Origin of the sequence: Paraburkholderia sp. J11-2 (assembly GCF_905220185.1) — a bacterium.
In the GTDB taxonomy this organism is placed as follows: Bacteria; Pseudomonadota; Gammaproteobacteria; order Burkholderiales; family Burkholderiaceae; genus Paraburkholderia.
In genome coordinates this window covers 431152-445809 of sequence record NZ_CAJMYY010000002.1, presented here as the reverse complement: position 1 = coordinate 445809, position 14658 = coordinate 431152, and the positions used below count along the sequence as shown (strand labels likewise).

General features: G+C 65.5%; 15 protein-coding genes. 3 read left to right on the top strand and 12 right to left on the bottom strand.

The window, feature by feature from the left end; translation table 11 throughout:
• Nucleotides 1–109 precede the first annotated feature (109 nt).
• Together U5A57_RS04240 and U5A57_RS04235 are read right to left on the bottom strand one after the other, a co-directional pair.
• On the bottom strand, nucleotides 110–742 hold the full coding sequence (locus U5A57_RS04240; RefSeq protein WP_321908466.1) for a PQQ-binding-like beta-propeller repeat protein: 633 nt from the start codon (nucleotides 740–742) through the stop codon (nucleotides 110–112).
• A gap of 35 nt (nucleotides 743–777) precedes the next feature.
• Complete coding sequence (locus tag U5A57_RS04235; protein ID WP_321908464.1) at nucleotides 778–1998, bottom strand: helix-turn-helix domain-containing protein; 1221 nt, start codon at nucleotides 1996–1998, stop codon at nucleotides 778–780.
• 149 nt (nucleotides 1999–2147) lie between these two features.
• On the opposite strand from U5A57_RS04235, the gene U5A57_RS04230 reads away from it, so the two are divergent.
• Both U5A57_RS04230 and U5A57_RS04225 read left to right on the top strand, forming a co-directional pair.
• Nucleotides 2148–2909 carry a DUF899 domain-containing protein gene (locus U5A57_RS04230; protein WP_321908462.1) on the top strand — a complete coding sequence of 254 codons (762 nt, stop codon included), beginning with the start codon at nucleotides 2148–2150 and terminating at the stop codon, nucleotides 2907–2909.
• Nucleotides 2910–2932: 23 nt separating this feature from the next.
• Nucleotides 2933–3730, top strand: coding sequence for a DUF2182 domain-containing protein (locus tag U5A57_RS04225; RefSeq protein ID WP_321908460.1), 798 nt, complete (start codon nucleotides 2933–2935; stop codon nucleotides 3728–3730).
• 234 nt (nucleotides 3731–3964) lie between these two features.
• Here the strand turns inward: U5A57_RS04225 and U5A57_RS04220 are convergent, their stop codons facing one another.
• From U5A57_RS04220 to U5A57_RS04175, 10 genes are all read right to left on the bottom strand, one after another.
• Complete coding sequence (locus U5A57_RS04220) at nucleotides 3965–4348, bottom strand: BON domain-containing protein (RefSeq protein ID WP_321908458.1); 384 nt, start codon at nucleotides 4346–4348, stop codon at nucleotides 3965–3967.
• A 33-nt stretch (nucleotides 4349–4381) separates the two neighbouring features.
• The gene (locus tag U5A57_RS04215) at nucleotides 4382–5533 is read right to left on the bottom strand and encodes a porin (RefSeq protein ID WP_321908457.1); all 1152 of its coding nucleotides are present in this window, start codon (nucleotides 5531–5533) and stop codon (nucleotides 4382–4384) included.
• A gap of 94 nt (nucleotides 5534–5627) precedes the next feature.
• A complete protein-coding gene (locus tag U5A57_RS04210; RefSeq protein ID WP_321908455.1) occupies nucleotides 5628–7259 on the bottom strand; it encodes a 3-(methylthio)propionyl-CoA ligase in 1632 nt (543 codons plus the stop codon).
• Between the two features lie 59 nt (nucleotides 7260–7318).
• Complete coding sequence (locus U5A57_RS04205) at nucleotides 7319–7651, bottom strand: Rieske (2Fe-2S) protein (protein ID WP_321908453.1); 333 nt, start codon at nucleotides 7649–7651, stop codon at nucleotides 7319–7321.
• A 31-nt stretch (nucleotides 7652–7682) separates the two neighbouring features.
• Entirely contained in the window at nucleotides 7683–8393 is a 711-nt protein-coding gene (locus U5A57_RS04200) for a DsbA family oxidoreductase (protein WP_321908451.1), read from the bottom strand.
• Nucleotides 8380–8940 carry an RBBP9/YdeN family alpha/beta hydrolase gene (locus U5A57_RS04195; RefSeq protein ID WP_321908449.1) on the bottom strand — a complete coding sequence of 187 codons (561 nt, stop codon included), beginning with the start codon at nucleotides 8938–8940 and terminating at the stop codon, nucleotides 8380–8382. Before U5A57_RS04195 ends, U5A57_RS04200 begins: the two co-directional genes overlap by 14 nt.
• 33 nt (nucleotides 8941–8973) lie before the next feature.
• Complete coding sequence (locus U5A57_RS04190; RefSeq protein WP_321908448.1) at nucleotides 8974–9822, bottom strand: TauD/TfdA dioxygenase family protein; 849 nt, start codon at nucleotides 9820–9822, stop codon at nucleotides 8974–8976.
• Between the two features lie 10 nt (nucleotides 9823–9832).
• Nucleotides 9833–10813: a quinone oxidoreductase gene (locus U5A57_RS04185; RefSeq protein ID WP_321908445.1), complete on the bottom strand. Its 981-nt coding sequence runs from the start codon at nucleotides 10811–10813 to the stop codon at nucleotides 9833–9835.
• Nucleotides 10814–10887: 74 nt separating this feature from the next.
• Entirely contained in the window at nucleotides 10888–12219 is a 1332-nt protein-coding gene (locus U5A57_RS04180; protein ID WP_321908443.1) for an MFS transporter, read from the bottom strand.
• A gap of 135 nt (nucleotides 12220–12354) precedes the next feature.
• Nucleotides 12355–13410, bottom strand: coding sequence for a 3-keto-5-aminohexanoate cleavage protein (locus U5A57_RS04175; protein WP_321908442.1), 1056 nt, complete (start codon nucleotides 13408–13410; stop codon nucleotides 12355–12357).
• Between the two features lie 245 nt (nucleotides 13411–13655).
• Here U5A57_RS04175 and U5A57_RS04170 point away from each other — a divergent pair, with 245 nt between their 5' ends.
• Complete coding sequence (locus U5A57_RS04170) at nucleotides 13656–14657, top strand: AraC family transcriptional regulator (protein WP_321908441.1); 1002 nt, start codon at nucleotides 13656–13658, stop codon at nucleotides 14655–14657.
• The last annotated feature ends 1 nt before the right edge of the window (nucleotide 14658 follow it).

Below are 14658 nucleotides of genomic sequence, written 5' to 3'. Positions count from 1 at the left end.
CGAACACCTGCTCTGCACACCTCCATCGGGATGACAAAAAGCGGCGCCGGCACGTGCGCTGGCGCACAGACAGTGGCGATGCCTTCACATAACAAATCGCCGCCGGTCGCTATCTCGGCCGCCGCACCGCGCGAATCTTCCCGCTGTTCCCGCCGCCGCAGAAGAACTGCTCGCCGCCATCGGACTCCAGTCCCGAAACGGCGGTTCCAGGCGGCATGTCGAGTTGTTCCAGCACTTCGCCCGTGCCCGGATCGATGTGCCGCAAGTCGCTCTCGTCGCCTTCCCAGGTGCCGTGCCACAACTCGCCGTCCACCCACGTCACGCCCGTGACGAAGCGGCTCGATTCGAGCGTGCGCAGAATCGCGCCCGTCTGCGGATCGATTTGGTGGATCTTGCGCTCGCGATACACCCCGACCCAGAGCGTGCCGTCCGCCCACGCAAGCCCCGAGTCGCCGCCACCGCCGGGCGCGGGAATCGTGGCGAGCACGCGGCCCGTTTCGGGGTCGATCTTGTGGATGCGGTCTTCGGAAATCTGGAACAGGTGCCGCCCGTCGAACGCCGTGCCCGCGTGCGCCGCGATGTCGATCGAGCGCTGTGTCTGGCCACTCTCGGGGTCGAGCGACGCAATGCGCTCGCCCACGGCGAACCAGACCTGCTTACCGTCGTAGGTGACCCCGCCCACCTTGTCGATGCCGGGAAAAGGGCCGTACTCGCGGACGATTTCGGCAGTCGTTCGTTTCATGACTTCCTCCTTCAATGAAAGGGCAGGCGTTCATCCTAATCGCCCGGCAGCGGCGCGGGGAGTAACAAGGTCGTCGCGAATCCGGGAACAGGCGGCGTGGTCCAGCGGCGCGCGCGGCCGTAGCCGAACGACTGCACCTTGTCCGCCGCGGCGAGCGAATCGAGCGCGCGTTGCACGGTGCGCTGGCTCGCGCCGAGCGCGAGCGCCAGCGCCGAACTCGACCACGATTCGCCGTCGGCAAGAAATGCGAGTACCGCTGCGTGCTTTTCTTCCACAGGCCGCGCCAGCACCACCACTTCGCTCGCAGTGCGCGGCGCCAGCGCGAAGCCTTGCTGCGTCGAGCCGATCTCGGCCACGTCGCGCAACAGCGTGCGCAAGCGGCCAATTTCCACGCGCAGCCGCGCGCGGTGCGTTTCGTCGGCGTGCTTCGTGCGAAAGGCGCGGGCGATCAGCGCGTCGCGCGGCACATCGGCAGGCCACGCCTCCGCGAGCGCGCGCGCGAGCACGAACAGCACCGGCCGCCTTGCCAGTTCGACGATCGTCGCGCCCTCGCGCACAACGTAGCGGCACGCATCCACGACGAGCGCCTTCGAGGCGAGCAGCGCCTCGACGTCTTCCAGCAGCAGCACCCGCTCTTCGCCACGCGCGATGAGGCGCGCGGCCGGCGAGGTCAACAGCCGCGCGGCGCTCTCGATCTCGGCGCTCAGCGCCGCGATGCCCGCTGCACGCGCCGCGCGCGCGGCTTCAGCAAGCGAGCGCCGCGCGACCTGCGTTTGAATGCGCCGCATGGCAATGCCCGCGGCGATCAACTCGTGCGCCGCGCGCAAGGCGGGCGGCAGTGGCGCGGGATCGGTTTGTGCGAGCATGCCCCCGGCCTCGTCGAGCCGGCCAATGAGCAGCAAACGGCGAATTTCCAGGTAGCGCGCGTGCGCGGCATTGAGACGGTCGCCATGGGTTTCGAGCGTTTGCCGCGCCGCAGCGAGCGTGTCGGTGGGCCAGCCGAGATCGCGCGAGGCAAGCGCAATCTCGGCCTCGGCGACCACGCAGCGCGCCTGCGCCACGGCCTCGCGCGCGCCGAAGCCGCGCGCCGCGCTGCGCAACAGCGTTTTCGCACGCGCGAAGTCGCCGAGCTGCGCCATGGCGATGCCGCGCAACGCGAGCGCGGGCGCATCGTCGCGCAAGGCGACCCGGTTCAGCGCGCCGAGCGGATCACCGGCTGCGAGCGCGCGCGCCGCAGCCGTTATCAGCGAATCCATCGTCATGCGAATCCCGCCACACTTGTCACTCCCCCGGCTCCTCGGTCCGCGCCTAATCTAACACGGCGATCAAACGAATCATCGATCGAACGACGCGGCGGCGCGCACAGCGCGCCGTCACCCCAGTGAATTCATAGGAGCACCAGGCAATGTCCCATACCACAGGAACACGCGAAGACTGGCTTGCGGCGCGTATCGAACTGCTCGCGGCAGAAAAGGAACACACACGGCGCGGCGACGCACTGGCGCAGCAGCGCCAGGCGCTGCCGTGGGTGCGTGTCGACAAGACCTATCGATTCGAAACCGAAGATGGCGGCGCGACACTCGCCGATCTCTTCAAGGGCCGCTCGCAACTGCTCGTTTATCACTTCATGTTCGGGCCGGATTACGCGGCGGGCTGTCCGTCGTGCTCGTCGATTGCCGATGGCTTCGAGGGCATCGCCGTGCATCTCGCGAATCACGACGTTCGGCTCATGGCCGTGTCGCGCGCGCCGCTGCCCAAGCTGCTGGACTATCGCAAGCGCATGGGCTGGCACTTTCCGTGGGCCTCATCGAGCGGCAACGACTTCAACTTCGATTTCAACGTGTCGTTCACCACGGCGCAGCAGCGCGCGGGCGACATCGAATACAACTATGCGCGCAGCGGCCACGCGATGGACATGAATCCGCCGCCCGCGCCCGTCGCCGAATTCGCGGCGAGCTGCGGCACCGACGCGGCAACCTACACGCGCGACCGCCCGGGCCTCAGCGCATTCGTGCTGGAAGACGGCGTGGTCTATCACACGTACTCGACCTATGCGCGCGGCCTGGATGGCGTATGGGGCATGTACCAGTGGCTCGACCGCGCGCCGAAGGGTCGCAACGAGACCGGCATCTGGTGGCACCGGCATGACGAGTACACGCAAAGCTGAGGCGCATTATGGATAACGTCGGCATGACGGTACGGCGGCACGGCGGTCCGGCTCCGCGTGCGATTTTCTTTGGCGTTTCGTCGCTGGTCTTTGCGGCGAGCACCGCGGTGACGTTCGTCTGGTGTGCGTCGATGGAGGCGATGGGCGGCACGCCCATGCCCGGCGGCTGGACGATGTCCGCGCTCTGGGCACCCATGTGCGGGCGCACGTGGTTCGACGCCGCCGTATCGTTTGCCGGCATGTGGAATGTCATGATGGTCGCGATGATGTTGCCTGCGCTCACGCCGGCTTTGTGGCGGTATTTCGAGGCGATGAGCGATGAACGCACGGCGCGGGCGGGCGGGATGACGGCGATGGCTGGCGTGGGGTACTTCTTCGTGTGGCTCGCGGTCGGCGTGCTCGTATTCGCGGCGGGTGCGCAACTCACAGCGCTAGCCGTCGCGGCGCCTGCGCTGGCGCATACGGCGCCGGCCGCGGCGGGGGTTGTCGTCGTGCTGGCGGGCGCGCTGCAGTTCTCAGCGTGGAAAGCGCGCTGGCTAGCGTGCTGCGGGTACTCGCCGTCATGCGGGCACGCGCGGCTCGATGTGCGGGCGGCGCTGCGTCACGGCTTGAGGCTCGGTCGGCACTGCCTGTGCTGCTGCGGGAATCTGATGGCGGTGCTTCTCGCAGCGGGTGTGATGGATCGGCCCGCGATGGCGCTGGTCGCTGCGGCGATTGCCGCGGAGCGATGGCTGCCGGGCGGCGCAAGAGTCGCGCGGGGGATTGGGGCGGCCGCGATTGCGGTGGGCGTGGCAATGGTCGCTCGGGCGGTGGCTGCATAAAAAAATCGCCGTTCCGCACGCGCGAAACGGCGATAAAACGCTCCGACTCTAACGTCGAACTCACGCCTCCAGACTCATGCCTGCACACGAGCCTGATCGACGCTCCGGATTGTTATTAGCAGTCCGGAGAAACAGCGAGAGGCCGACTGGATTCAACCTCTACGCTGCCGGGCGAAGCCCGGTGCAACCGGGGGGACTCCCGGCCGCACCGTACTGCGCGCCTCGTGTGGCGGCTTACATGCCGCCGAAAGACTTCTTGACCGTCAGCTTGTTGGTGACCGACGTCACACCGGGAACACCCTTGGTGATTTCCTCGACCCTGGCAATCTGTGCCGTGTCCGAAACGGTCCCATTCAGCGTAATCGCACCGCCCTTCGCGCCCACGCTGATGTTGCCCGCGTTGATCGACTTGTCCTTGCCGATGGCCGCATACACCTTGCGGCGCATGGCGCGATTCGCCTGCCGGTCGGACGGAACCGCCGCGGGAGCCGCGGTCGCGGACGCCGCCTGCGATTCGGCGGGCGCGCTGGCAGCGCCTTGGGGTTGTGCCCACGCACTCATGGAAGCCACCGCGACGAGCGTCGCGACCGCCAACCCGGCTACCGTGGTTTTCTTCATAAATTGCTCCATCTTTTCTAGGGTGTATGAGGATCAGAACGCGTGACGAATACCGACCATCGCCGCCGTCGTCGACTGGCCCGGCGCGACTGGCGCACCGTAGACGATCGTCTGGTTCATGGTCCCCTTGTTGCTGACATAGCCGACCTGGGCATACGCCTTGGTCGCCTTCGAGAGGTTGTATTCGGCGCCTACGGCGACTTCGCTCGAATGATTCGCCGAGTTATTGCGGTCCTTCAAATAGTAGTACCCCGAAGTGACCTTGAAGACCGGGCTGAACTGGTAACCGAGGCCGGCCGAGATCATTTCGAAGTTATAGGTCGCCTTGGTGAACAGGCTGGACGAGTTCGACGAGCTGAACGAGCCGGATATCGAGAATCCGCTGATCGTGTACATCGCGCCGACGTAGTAGAAGTTGTTGTTGTTGCGCCCCGTGGCCGGTGCAGCCGGCGTCGTGGGGAAATTGCCCGCGTACGGATTGGTGTCGTGGCCGCTGTAGTAGACCCCAGCCAGGTTCAGGCCGTAGTTCGAGTACTTCAGCACGGCCGATTCGCGCGTGCCGCCCTGGAACTGCCCCGGCACGCCGCCCGGCGCGTACTCCAGCTCGAGCGAAGCGCCATAGAACTTCGGCGATCGGTAGACGATCGCGTTGCTGTCATAGAGCGCGCCGATCGGCGCGTTCGTGCTCGTGCCGGGCCACCCGGCCGCCTGATTGAGGCCCAGCCACGCGGTCAAAATACTGCCGAAGTACTGTGCGCCGCGAACGTCGGTGTCCGCCATCGCGTAGATCATCGGGATGATCTGGCGGCCCGCGTCGATCGAACCGAACCAGCCCGACCCGCCAATGGTCGCGTACTGGTTGAAGACCGCGGTCACGCCCGGCGTGTCGGACAGGCCCGTCTTGCCGTTGTTCGACGTGAACGAGCCTTGCAGCTTGAAGTTGATCTTGTAGCCGCCGCCAATGTCCTCGGTGCCCTTCATGCCCCAGACGCTCGAAAAGATCCCGCCGTCCTTGAGCTGCCAGGTGCTCCCCAGATTCTTGGCGGTCCCCGAAAAGTTTGCGGCCGAAGTGCTTTGATACAGCAGGCCGCTGTCAACCACGCCATAAAGCGTGACCGATGATTGCGCATGCGCTGCGCTGGCGAACAAGGCCAACGCTGCGAGGCTACCGAACTTCAATTTCATTGCCGATCTCCGTGTGTGGCTGCCGGGTGGTCCCCGCGCCTTTTGTAGTTGCCTTAAAGGGTATTACCTGAATGAATCGTTGTGACCAGAGGGCTTAACACGCTTGCAAGTAGTGCCCGCCGTATTGATCGCGCAGCTGGTTCTTGAGCACCTTGCCCGTCGCGCCAATTGGCACGGCGTCGACGAACAGCACGGCGTCGGGCTTCCACCACTTCGCCACGCGGCCGTCGAAGAACATGAGCAGGTCGTCCGCTTCGAGCGCGCTGCCCGGCTTCCTCACGATCAGCAAGAGCGGCCGCTCGTCCCACTTCGGGTGGCGTGCTGCAATGCAAACCGCTGTGGCGACTTCGGGGTGCAGGCTCGCGACGTTTTCAATGTCGGCGGAACTGATCCACTCGCCGCCCGACTTGATGACGTCCTTGCTGCGATCCACGATCTGCATGAAACCGTCGGCATCGATCTTCGCCACGTCGCCGGTCGGGAACCAGCCGTCCTGCAGCGGCGAGGCGTAGTCACCGCCAAAGTATTCGCTTGCGACCCAGTGTCCGCGCACCTGCAAGTCGCCGGCGGCATGGCCGTCCCACGGCAGTTCCTCGCCGGCAGCGTCGACGATCTTCATGTCGATGCCGAACACCGAGCGCCCCTGCTTCGCCTGAAGCGCGTAGCGCTCATCTTCGTCCAGCGCGCTCTGATGCGCCTTGAAACTGCAAACCGTGCCAACCGGGCTCAGTTCCGTCATGCCCCATGCATGAATCACGTCGACGTGATGGCGCTTCTGGAACGCCTGGGTCATCGCGGTCGGGCACGGCGCGCCGCCGATGATCGTGCGGCGCATGGACGAGAACGAACCGTCCACCGACTCGACATGCGCAAGCAGGCCTTGCCAGACCGTCGGCACACCGGCCGAAAGCGTGACCTGCTCTTCTTCGATCAGTTGATACAGCGACTTGCCATCGAGCGCCGGGCCCGGAAACACGAGTTTCGCGCCCGTCATGCAGGCAATGTACGGCAGTCCCCATGCATTGACATGGAACATCGGCACCACCGGCAGGATCGTGTCGCGCGCCGAGCAGTTCAGCGCGTCGGGCAGCGCCGCCGCGTAGGTATGCAGCAGCGTCGAGCGGTGACTGTAGAGCACGCCCTTCGGATTGCCGGTCGTGCCCGACGTATAGCAAAGCGACGACGCGCTGTTTTCGTCGAGCAGCGGCCATTCGAAATCGGCCGTGTGATTGTCGATCAGGTCCTCGTAGCAGAGGAGTCTCGAGCCAAGACTATGGCTGCGCGGCATATGCGCGCGATCGGTCATGGCGACAAAGAACATCGGGCTCGTTACGCGCGCCGCGACGCTCTCGATGAGCGGCAGGAACGTGAGATCGAAGAAGATGATGCGATCCTGCGCATGTTCGATGATGTAGACGAGCTGATCGGCATGCAGGCGCGGATTCAGTGTGTGAAGCACCGCCCCCGAACCCGAAACCGCGAAGTACAGCTCCATGTGCCGGTAGCCGTTCCAGGCCAGCGTCCCCACGCGCTCGCCCGGCGCGATGACGAGGCTCGACAGCGCATTCGCCATGCGGCGCGCGCGCTGCGCGAGATCCTGGTAGCGGTAGCGGTGAATGTCGCCTTCCACGCGGCGCGAGACGATTTCGCGCGCGCCGTGATGGCGTTCTGCATGGTTAAGCAGCGAAGCGACCAGGAGCGGTTGCTCCATCATCAGGCCTTTCATGGTTTGCTATCCTAAGTAACTTTTGTTCGTGTGCGAGATTCGAATGCCGTGCTGCGCGGCTATGCCTGGCTCGAAGCCGGCGTTGCCAGCACGCTCAGCAGCAACTTTCCTTCTACGGCGCGCACAGGAAATGTCGTGAGCTTCAGTCCACCCGCGCCCGGCATACAGCCGCTGCGCACGTCGAAGCGCAGCCCGTGCGCCGGGCAGCGCAACATGCACCCTTCGAGCGAGCCGCTCGCGAGCGAGGCGCCGTTGTGGGGGCACGAATTGTCGACCGCGTGCATCTGCCCTTCGATATTGAACAGCACGATGCTGCGGCCGTCGACGAAAACCAGCTTGCGCTGGCCTGGCGCAAGTTCGTCGGCCGCGCCGACCGGTACTTCACGTGTCATTCCCTTTCCCCTCGACTTCCCTCGACTCGCATCAATTTCCGACCGCCAGCGCCATCGCACCGGCCATCGCCACCGGCGAATACACGCCCGAGAGCGAATAACCCTTGTTGAACACGAAGTACGGCACGCCGGTCACCCGCGGGTCGGCGTAGGGTACGCGCTGTCCGGTCGGGTCTGCGAGGCGCTTCGATGCAACCAGGTGCGCCTCCAGGCTCTCGCGTTCGAGGCCGCATTCAAGACCCAGGCATTCGAGCACCGCGTAATCGCCGATGTTCTGGCCTTCCATGAAGTAAGCCTTGAGCACGCGGTCGATCAGCGCCGCGCTCTGTTCGCGCGCGCCGCGGCTAGCGGCAAACGTGACCAGGTCGTGCGCGGCGGCCGTGTTCGGCAGCACCGCGATGCGCTCGAACGCGAACTCGACACCCGCATCGCGCCCCGCGCGCTGCACCTGCGCGCGCCGCGCGGCCACCGCTTCGGCGCTGCCAAGGCGGTCGCGATAGAACGCCTGATACGGCAGACCTTCGAGCGGCGTCCACGGCAGCAACTGGTGCGAGCGCCACTGCACCCGCACGCGCACATCGGGCCGCGAACGCGCGAAACGCGCGAGCGCCGCATCGAGATTGCGCTTGCCGATCAGGCACCACGGGCAGATGAAATCGAAGAAGGCCTCGATCGTCAATACGGCCGGTTCACCCGCGTCGCGGCTCGCCTGCGCCGCCCACTTTTGATCAGACAAGTTCATGAATCAACATCTCGGCCATGGGCCATTCGCCAAATCCCGCCGCCGGATTCAGATGCCCGACTTCCCCAAGGTCCACGAGGGTGCTGCCCCAATCCTTCGCCATCGCCGCCACGCGCTCGAAGCGCGCAAGCGGATCGTTGCGGCTCGCGCCCACGATGCTCGGGAACGGCAGCGGCTTGCGCGGAATCGGCGTCCAGCCGTGCTCGACGAGCGCATCAAACGCCGGATAACCGGCCGGCAGCGGCGTTTCGAGGTCCGCCGGCGCGGCGAGCAGCGCGCCATGAATCTTGCGGCTGTGCTGCTGCGCCCAATGCGCGGTGATCATCACACCCGCACTGTGCGCCACGAGAATGACGGGGCCGTCGATCTTCGCGAGCGCCGCGTCGAGCGCGGCCACGCGCGCCGCGCAGCTCAGTTTGTCGTGCTCGAGCGGCGGCACCGAAGCGGCCTTGGGCAGCTTGCTTTCCAGCAGCGTTTGCCAGTGCTCCGGCACATGGTCGCGCAACCCCGGGACCATCAAGATGGTCGGTGTGGTGTCCAGCGTCATTGGTTTGGGTCTCCTGCCTGCATCACTACAGCTTCAGTACGGCTTGTCGCCGATAATGCCGGCGCGTTCCATCTTGCGGTGGCAGGGCGGATAGTCCATCACGGCATAGTGCTGGGTGCTGCGGTTGTCCCAGATCGCGATGCTGTTCGGCTTCCAGCGCCAGCGTACCTGGTACTCCGGAATATAGGCCTGGCTCACGAGATAGCGCAGCAGGTCGCCCGCGCCCGGATTGGCGTCCTGACCGAAGCGCACGCGCTCGGGCGTGTGATAGTTCGTGATGTGCGTCGTGAACGCGCTCACGAACAGCACCTTCTCGCCGGTTTCCGGATGCGTGCGCACCACCGGGTGCTCCGCGTCGGGAAACTGCGCCTTGAGTTCATGGCGTTTTGCGATCGGCATGGCCGCACCAAAGCTCGCTTCGATGCTGTGGCGCGCATACAGACCGTCGATCTGCGCCTTCACGTGTTCGGGCAGCTTCTCGTAGGCGAGCACCATGTTCGCCCACATCGTGTCGCCGCCCACGGGCGGGCATTCCACGCAGCGCAGCACGGCACCGAACTGCGGCGCCTCGCGCCAGGTGGCGTCCGCGTGCCAGGCGTTTTCGTAGCGGTCGTTGGGCTGCTCGGGGTTCTTGTAGATGCGCACGAGCCCCGGATGATCCGGGTCGCTGCCCGCGACCGGATGGTCCTCCAGCTCGCCGAAACGGCGCGCGAACGCCACATGCTCGGTGCGCGTGATGTTCTGGTCGCGCAGGAACAGCACGCGGTGCTTGAGCAGCGCCGCGCGAATCTCGGCAAAGAGGCCGTCGTCGTGAACCGCATCGGCGAGATTCACGCCAGTCAGTTCCGCCCCGATGGCATAGGTCAGTTGTTCGACTTTCATGTTGCGCTCCTCAGATGACGAAGACCGACGATCCCGTCGTCTTGCGCGCTTCAAGGTCGCGGTGCGCCTGCACCGCGTCTTCCAGCGCGTAACGCTGGTTCAGTTCGATCTTGATGCGGCCCGCCGCAACGTGCCCGAACAGCTCCGAAGCCAGTTCGTTCTTCTCCGCGGGGTCGGCGATATAGTCCGCCAGCGCCGGGCGCGTGAGATAGAGCGAGCCCTTCATCGCGAGGATCTGCGGATTGAACGGCGGAATCGGGCCGGAAGCCGTGCCGACGCACACCATCAGGCCGCGGCGCTTGAGCGAATCGAGCGACGCTTCGAAGGTGTCCTTGCCCACGCTGTCGAACACCACGTTCACGCCCACGCCGTTCGTCAGTTCGCGCACGCGCTTCGCGACATCTTCGCGACCGTAGTAAACGATGTGGTCGCAACCGTGTGCACGCGCCACTTCGCCCTTCGCCTCGTTCGACACCGTGCCGATCACCGTGAGGCCCAGCAGCTTCGCCCACTGCGAGACGATCAGGCCGACCCCGCCCGCCGCGGCGTGCAGCAGGATCGTGTCGCCGGCCTTGAAGTCGTGAATGCGGCGCATGAGGTACGACGAAGTGAGGCCCCGCATGGTCATGCCGGCCGCCGTTTCGCATGCAATCGCGTCGGGCAGCTTGATGAGCGGCGCCGCCGGGATCAGACGCTCCGTGCTGTACGCACCGAGCGTGTTGATGAAGCCGGTGTAGGTCACGCGGTCGCCCACGGCGACGTTGCTCACCTCGGGGCCCACGGCCTCGACCACGCCCGCGGCCTCCACGCCCATGCCAGCAGGCAGCGGCACGGGGTACAGGCCGGAGCGGAAGTAGGTGTCCGCGAAATTCAGGCCGACTGCCTCATGGCGCAGGCGAACCTGTCCGGGGCCGGGGTCGCCCACTTCAACGCTCTCATAGCGCAAAACTTCGGGACCGCCGGTTTCGTGGAAGCGCACTGCTTTCGCCATGTTCAATCTCCTGTTCTTTACTCAAACGCATTGACTGGAACTCAGTCAAGCCGACTCAGACTGCAAATTCAGATTCATCGTTGTGCGTGACCACCGGCTTCTTCGCGCAGTGTGTTCACACGATCCAGATCGACGGCGTAGTTGCGCTTGCCGATCAGGAAAACACCAGCCGCCACGAGCGGCGCAAACGGCACGAGCTGCAGCGCGCCGAGCAGGCCGATGTGATCCGCGGCCATGCCGGTGAGCACCGCGGCGGGCGCAAGACCGAGCAGGTTGTTCGCCAGCGTGAGCGTGGCGAACGCCGAAGCGTGGATCGAGGGCGGCGTGAGGTTCGCCACCATCGCGCCCGAGGGGCCCGCTGCGCCTGCGCAGAAGAACATCGCCGCGCCGATCAGCACGAGTTGCGCCGGGCCAGCCGGCATGCGCAAGCCCACCGTGAGCAGCACGAAGCAGAGCAGGCAGTATGCGATCGCAATGCTCCATTTGCGCGCGCCGTTGTCCTTGCTGAAGCGGTCCGCGAGGTTGCCGCACACCACCATGCCCACGCCCGTCACGAGCACGAACAACGCGGCGGTCGCGGCCGCCTTGCCGGTCGCCATGCCGTAATAGCGGTTCAAAAAGCTCGGCAGCCAGCTCCACACCGCCGCGGGCACGAGCAGGTGCAGGCCGCTGCCCACATACGCGCACACCACGGAGCGCGTGGAAAAGAGGCCCTTGAGCAGCGCGCGCAGGCTCAGGCGCATGCCAAGGCCATTCGTCTCGCGGCTCACGTTTGCCGGCTGCAGCGGGGCAATGCGCTTTTCCGTCACGACGATGCGATAGATCACGACCAGCACGATACCCAGGACCGCCATCGCGCCAAATGCCGCGCGCCAGCCAAGCTGCGCCGCGACCGCGCCGCCCAGCGCCATGCCGAGCACCGAGCCGAACGCGCCGCCCGCCATGAAGGCGCCCGTGATCGTGGAGCGCAGCCGGACCGGAAAAATACTCAGGACAACTGCAATACCCACGCTGCCATACGCCGCTTCGCCGATACCCACGAAGGCACGGGCGAGCAGCATTTCGCCAAAGTTCGTCGAGATCGCGCAGCCCAGCGTCGCGATGCTCCACAGCGCCGCCATCAGCACGATGCTCTTCACGCGGCCCCAGCGGTCGGCGAGCACCGAAAGCGGAAACGTGAGCACGCCCACCATCAGCGCGACCACACTGCTCAGCGAGCCGAGCTGCGTGTCCGAGAGGTTCCACGTGGTCTTGAGCAGCGGAAACACGGCATTCAAAACCTGGCGCGACATGTAGTCCGAAAGCAGCAGTCCGACTGTCAAGGCGAACACGACCCACGCATAGGCGGGCACGCTCGATCGGGTCGTCGTCAATTCGCCCGCAGTGGGCTCAGCATGCGTAAGCATGAGTTGTCTCCTGGGTGACCCGCTCTTCGTCGGGTTCCGTTGTTCTCTCAGGTCTGCCGGCACGCACGAAGCAAAAGCCAAACACCCGTTTCAGGACCCGGCACAGGCACGCATGCGCGCCGGGCCCCACTTTCATTACGCCGCGCGCAGCGGCAGGTTCTTCACACCGGTCACGCGGTTCGGCGCCATGCCGTTGGCCGCGAGCGTTTCGTCGACGGTGTCGTACTGCACGCCAATGCGGTAGATCTCGCGCGCTTCCTTGCCGGTGGCAATTTCGCGGCCCAGTTCCCGCGCCACGCGCACGCACTGCTCGATCTGCTGCACAGACGTCATGCGGTTGCCGTGCTGGTCAATGATCGTATCTTCGATGCCGCAGCGCGGGTGCAGGCCCATGGCCATCGCCATCATGTTGAACGGCAGCACGTTCTTGAGCAGCGATTCCGCCGTGAGCGTGCAGCCATCGGGCGCACGGTGCACGAAGTTGAAGAAGTTGAACGGGTTCGGGCCGTCGAAGCCGCCGCCGATACCGATCCACGTGAGATTCAGCGGACCCTTGTATGCGCCCTTGCGCACGAGGCGATCGAGCGTTTCGAGCGCGTGGATGCCCGTGAGCTGGAAGTGCGGCTGGATGCCCGAAGCCTGCAGGCGGCGCAGATGCTCCTCCACCCATGCCGGGCCGGCCGGCACCGTCATCTCGCTATACGCGGCCATCAGCGCCGGGTGCGCCAGCGACGTGCCCTCCAGGTATTCCGGGTAGAGCAGCTCCATGATGTTCATCTGCGTGGTGTTGATCGCCACGGTCACCTGGTCCGGCTTCGGTTCGAGGTCGGCCAGCATGTGGCGCGTGTCGTCCGAGAGCCACTTGGCGGCCTGGCCGTCGTCTTCCGGCGCGAACGAGATCGAGCCGCCCACCTGGATGATCATGTCCGGCACCGCGGCGCGCACGCCCGCGATCAGCTCGTTGAACTTCGACAGGCGCTTGGAACCCTTGCCGTCGAGTTCGCGCACGTGCAGGTGCAGCACCGTTGCGCCCGCGTTGTAGCAGTCCACGGCCTTCTGGATCTGTTCTTCCATCGTGACCGGAATGTCTTCCGGGAAGTCTTCGGGCATCCACTCCGGGCCATACGGCGCGGTGGTGATCACTACCTTGTCCTGGTTCTCGGGGTGCAGCGAATCGTCGAGGAATTGCATCGTGTTCTCCAATATTGGGTGACGGTATTTCAACGTTTGACAACGTGGCCAGGAGCCTGAAAGACCGCTCGGAACTGGCTGATCCGTTGAGATGCACGATACGGCAATCCTGCGCTACACTTTTCTGATCGCGCGCCATCGTTTTAGCTTTTCGCGCCACCAGGCGTTAACACCAGTATCAGCGCGCGCGTATGTTCTACGGGCTAAAAGGCGCGGCGAGAGCGCGGCATCGAGGAGACACGACCATGGAAACGACTCTGAGCTCGGTCTCGCTGAGCGGCTATTTCGACGTGGCGAAGCGCGTGGGGCTGAACCCGGTCGAGCTTGCGCACGAGGCGGGCGTGGACGCCGCGGCGCTCGCGAACCCGGACCACCGCATTCCCGCCGCCGCCGCGTGCCGCTTGCTGGAGCGCTCGGCAGAAAAAGCGTCGTGCCCGACCTTCGCGCTGCAAATGGCCGAGACACGCCACAAGTTCGGCAGTGGCGTGGTCAACATCCTGCTCGCGCACAAGCGCACGCTGCGCGAGGTGCTGCTCGCCACCGCCGAGTACCGGCACCTGCTCAACGAGGCGCTCGCGGTGTATGTCGAAGATACGGGCGCGACCGTCACGATCCGCGAGGAACTCGTTGTCGATCCCGGCACGCCGACCTACCAGGCCATCGAACTCGCGGTGGGCGTGCTCGCGCGCCACTCCAGCGCGCTGCTGGGCGAGCACTGGAAACCGCGCGCGGTGCACTTCGTTCATCGGGGGCCGCCCAGCCTCACGTATCACCGGCGCTTTTTCGGCTGCCCGCTGGAATTCGGCAGCGACTTCAACGGCTTCGTATGCGCGGCCGCCGACCTCGACTACCCGAACCCGGCCGCCGACCCCGAGCTGGTGCGCTACGCGGAAAGCCTCGCTGATTCGCTCAACGTGACAGGTGAAGATTCCGCCGCGCTCGAGGTGCGCAAGGCGATCTACCTGCTGCTGCCGCTCGAGCGGGCCAGTGTCGAGGGCGTGGCCGAGTATCTGCGCCTGAGCGTGCGCACCATGCAGCGCCAGCTCGGGGCCGCCAGTACGAGCTTCACGCGGCTCGTGGAGGAAGTGCGGGGCGAACTCGCGGTGCGCTACATGAGCAACCCGCGCTACCCCATCGGGCGGGTTTCCGACCTGCTCGGCTATGCGCAGCAGGGCTCGTTCACGAACTGGTTCAGCGCGCGCTTTGGCATGACGCCGCGCGACTGGCGCAATAGCCATTTGAAGTGAC

Bases quoted from the DNA above. Each gene is read 5' to 3' on its own strand.
- U5A57_RS04230 (WP_321908462.1), top strand. From the start codon at position 2,148: ATGTCCCATACCACAGGAACACGCGAAGACTGGCTTGCGGCGCGTATC.
- U5A57_RS04225 (WP_321908460.1), top strand. From the start codon at position 2,933: ATGACGGTACGGCGGCACGGCGGTCCGGCTCCGCGTGCGATTTTCTTT.
- U5A57_RS04180 (WP_321908443.1), bottom strand. From the start codon at position 12,219: ATGCTTACGCATGCTGAGCCCACTGCGGGCGAATTGACGACGACCCGA.
- U5A57_RS04190 (WP_321908448.1), bottom strand. From the start codon at position 9,822: ATGAAAGTCGAACAACTGACCTATGCCATCGGGGCGGAACTGACTGGC.
- U5A57_RS04205 (WP_321908453.1), bottom strand. From the start codon at position 7,651: ATGACACGTGAAGTACCGGTCGGCGCGGCCGACGAACTTGCGCCAGGC.
- U5A57_RS04240 (WP_321908466.1), bottom strand. From the start codon at position 742: ATGAAACGAACGACTGCCGAAATCGTCCGCGAGTACGGCCCTTTTCCC.
- U5A57_RS04195 (WP_321908449.1), bottom strand. From the start codon at position 8,940: ATGACGCTGGACACCACACCGACCATCTTGATGGTCCCGGGGTTGCGC.
- U5A57_RS04170 (WP_321908441.1), top strand. From the start codon at position 13,656: ATGGAAACGACTCTGAGCTCGGTCTCGCTGAGCGGCTATTTCGACGTG.
- U5A57_RS04185 (WP_321908445.1), bottom strand. From the start codon at position 10,813: ATGGCGAAAGCAGTGCGCTTCCACGAAACCGGCGGTCCCGAAGTTTTG.
- U5A57_RS04210 (WP_321908455.1), bottom strand. From the start codon at position 7,259: ATGAAAGGCCTGATGATGGAGCAACCGCTCCTGGTCGCTTCGCTGCTT.
- U5A57_RS04200 (WP_321908451.1), bottom strand. From the start codon at position 8,393: ATGAACTTGTCTGATCAAAAGTGGGCGGCGCAGGCGAGCCGCGACGCG.
- U5A57_RS04235 (WP_321908464.1), bottom strand. From the start codon at position 1,998: ATGGATTCGCTGATAACGGCTGCGGCGCGCGCGCTCGCAGCCGGTGAT.
- U5A57_RS04215 (WP_321908457.1), bottom strand. From the start codon at position 5,533: ATGAAATTGAAGTTCGGTAGCCTCGCAGCGTTGGCCTTGTTCGCCAGC.
- U5A57_RS04175 (WP_321908442.1), bottom strand. From the start codon at position 13,410: ATGCAATTCCTCGACGATTCGCTGCACCCCGAGAACCAGGACAAGGTA.
- U5A57_RS04220 (WP_321908458.1), bottom strand. From the start codon at position 4,348: ATGAAGAAAACCACGGTAGCCGGGTTGGCGGTCGCGACGCTCGTCGCG.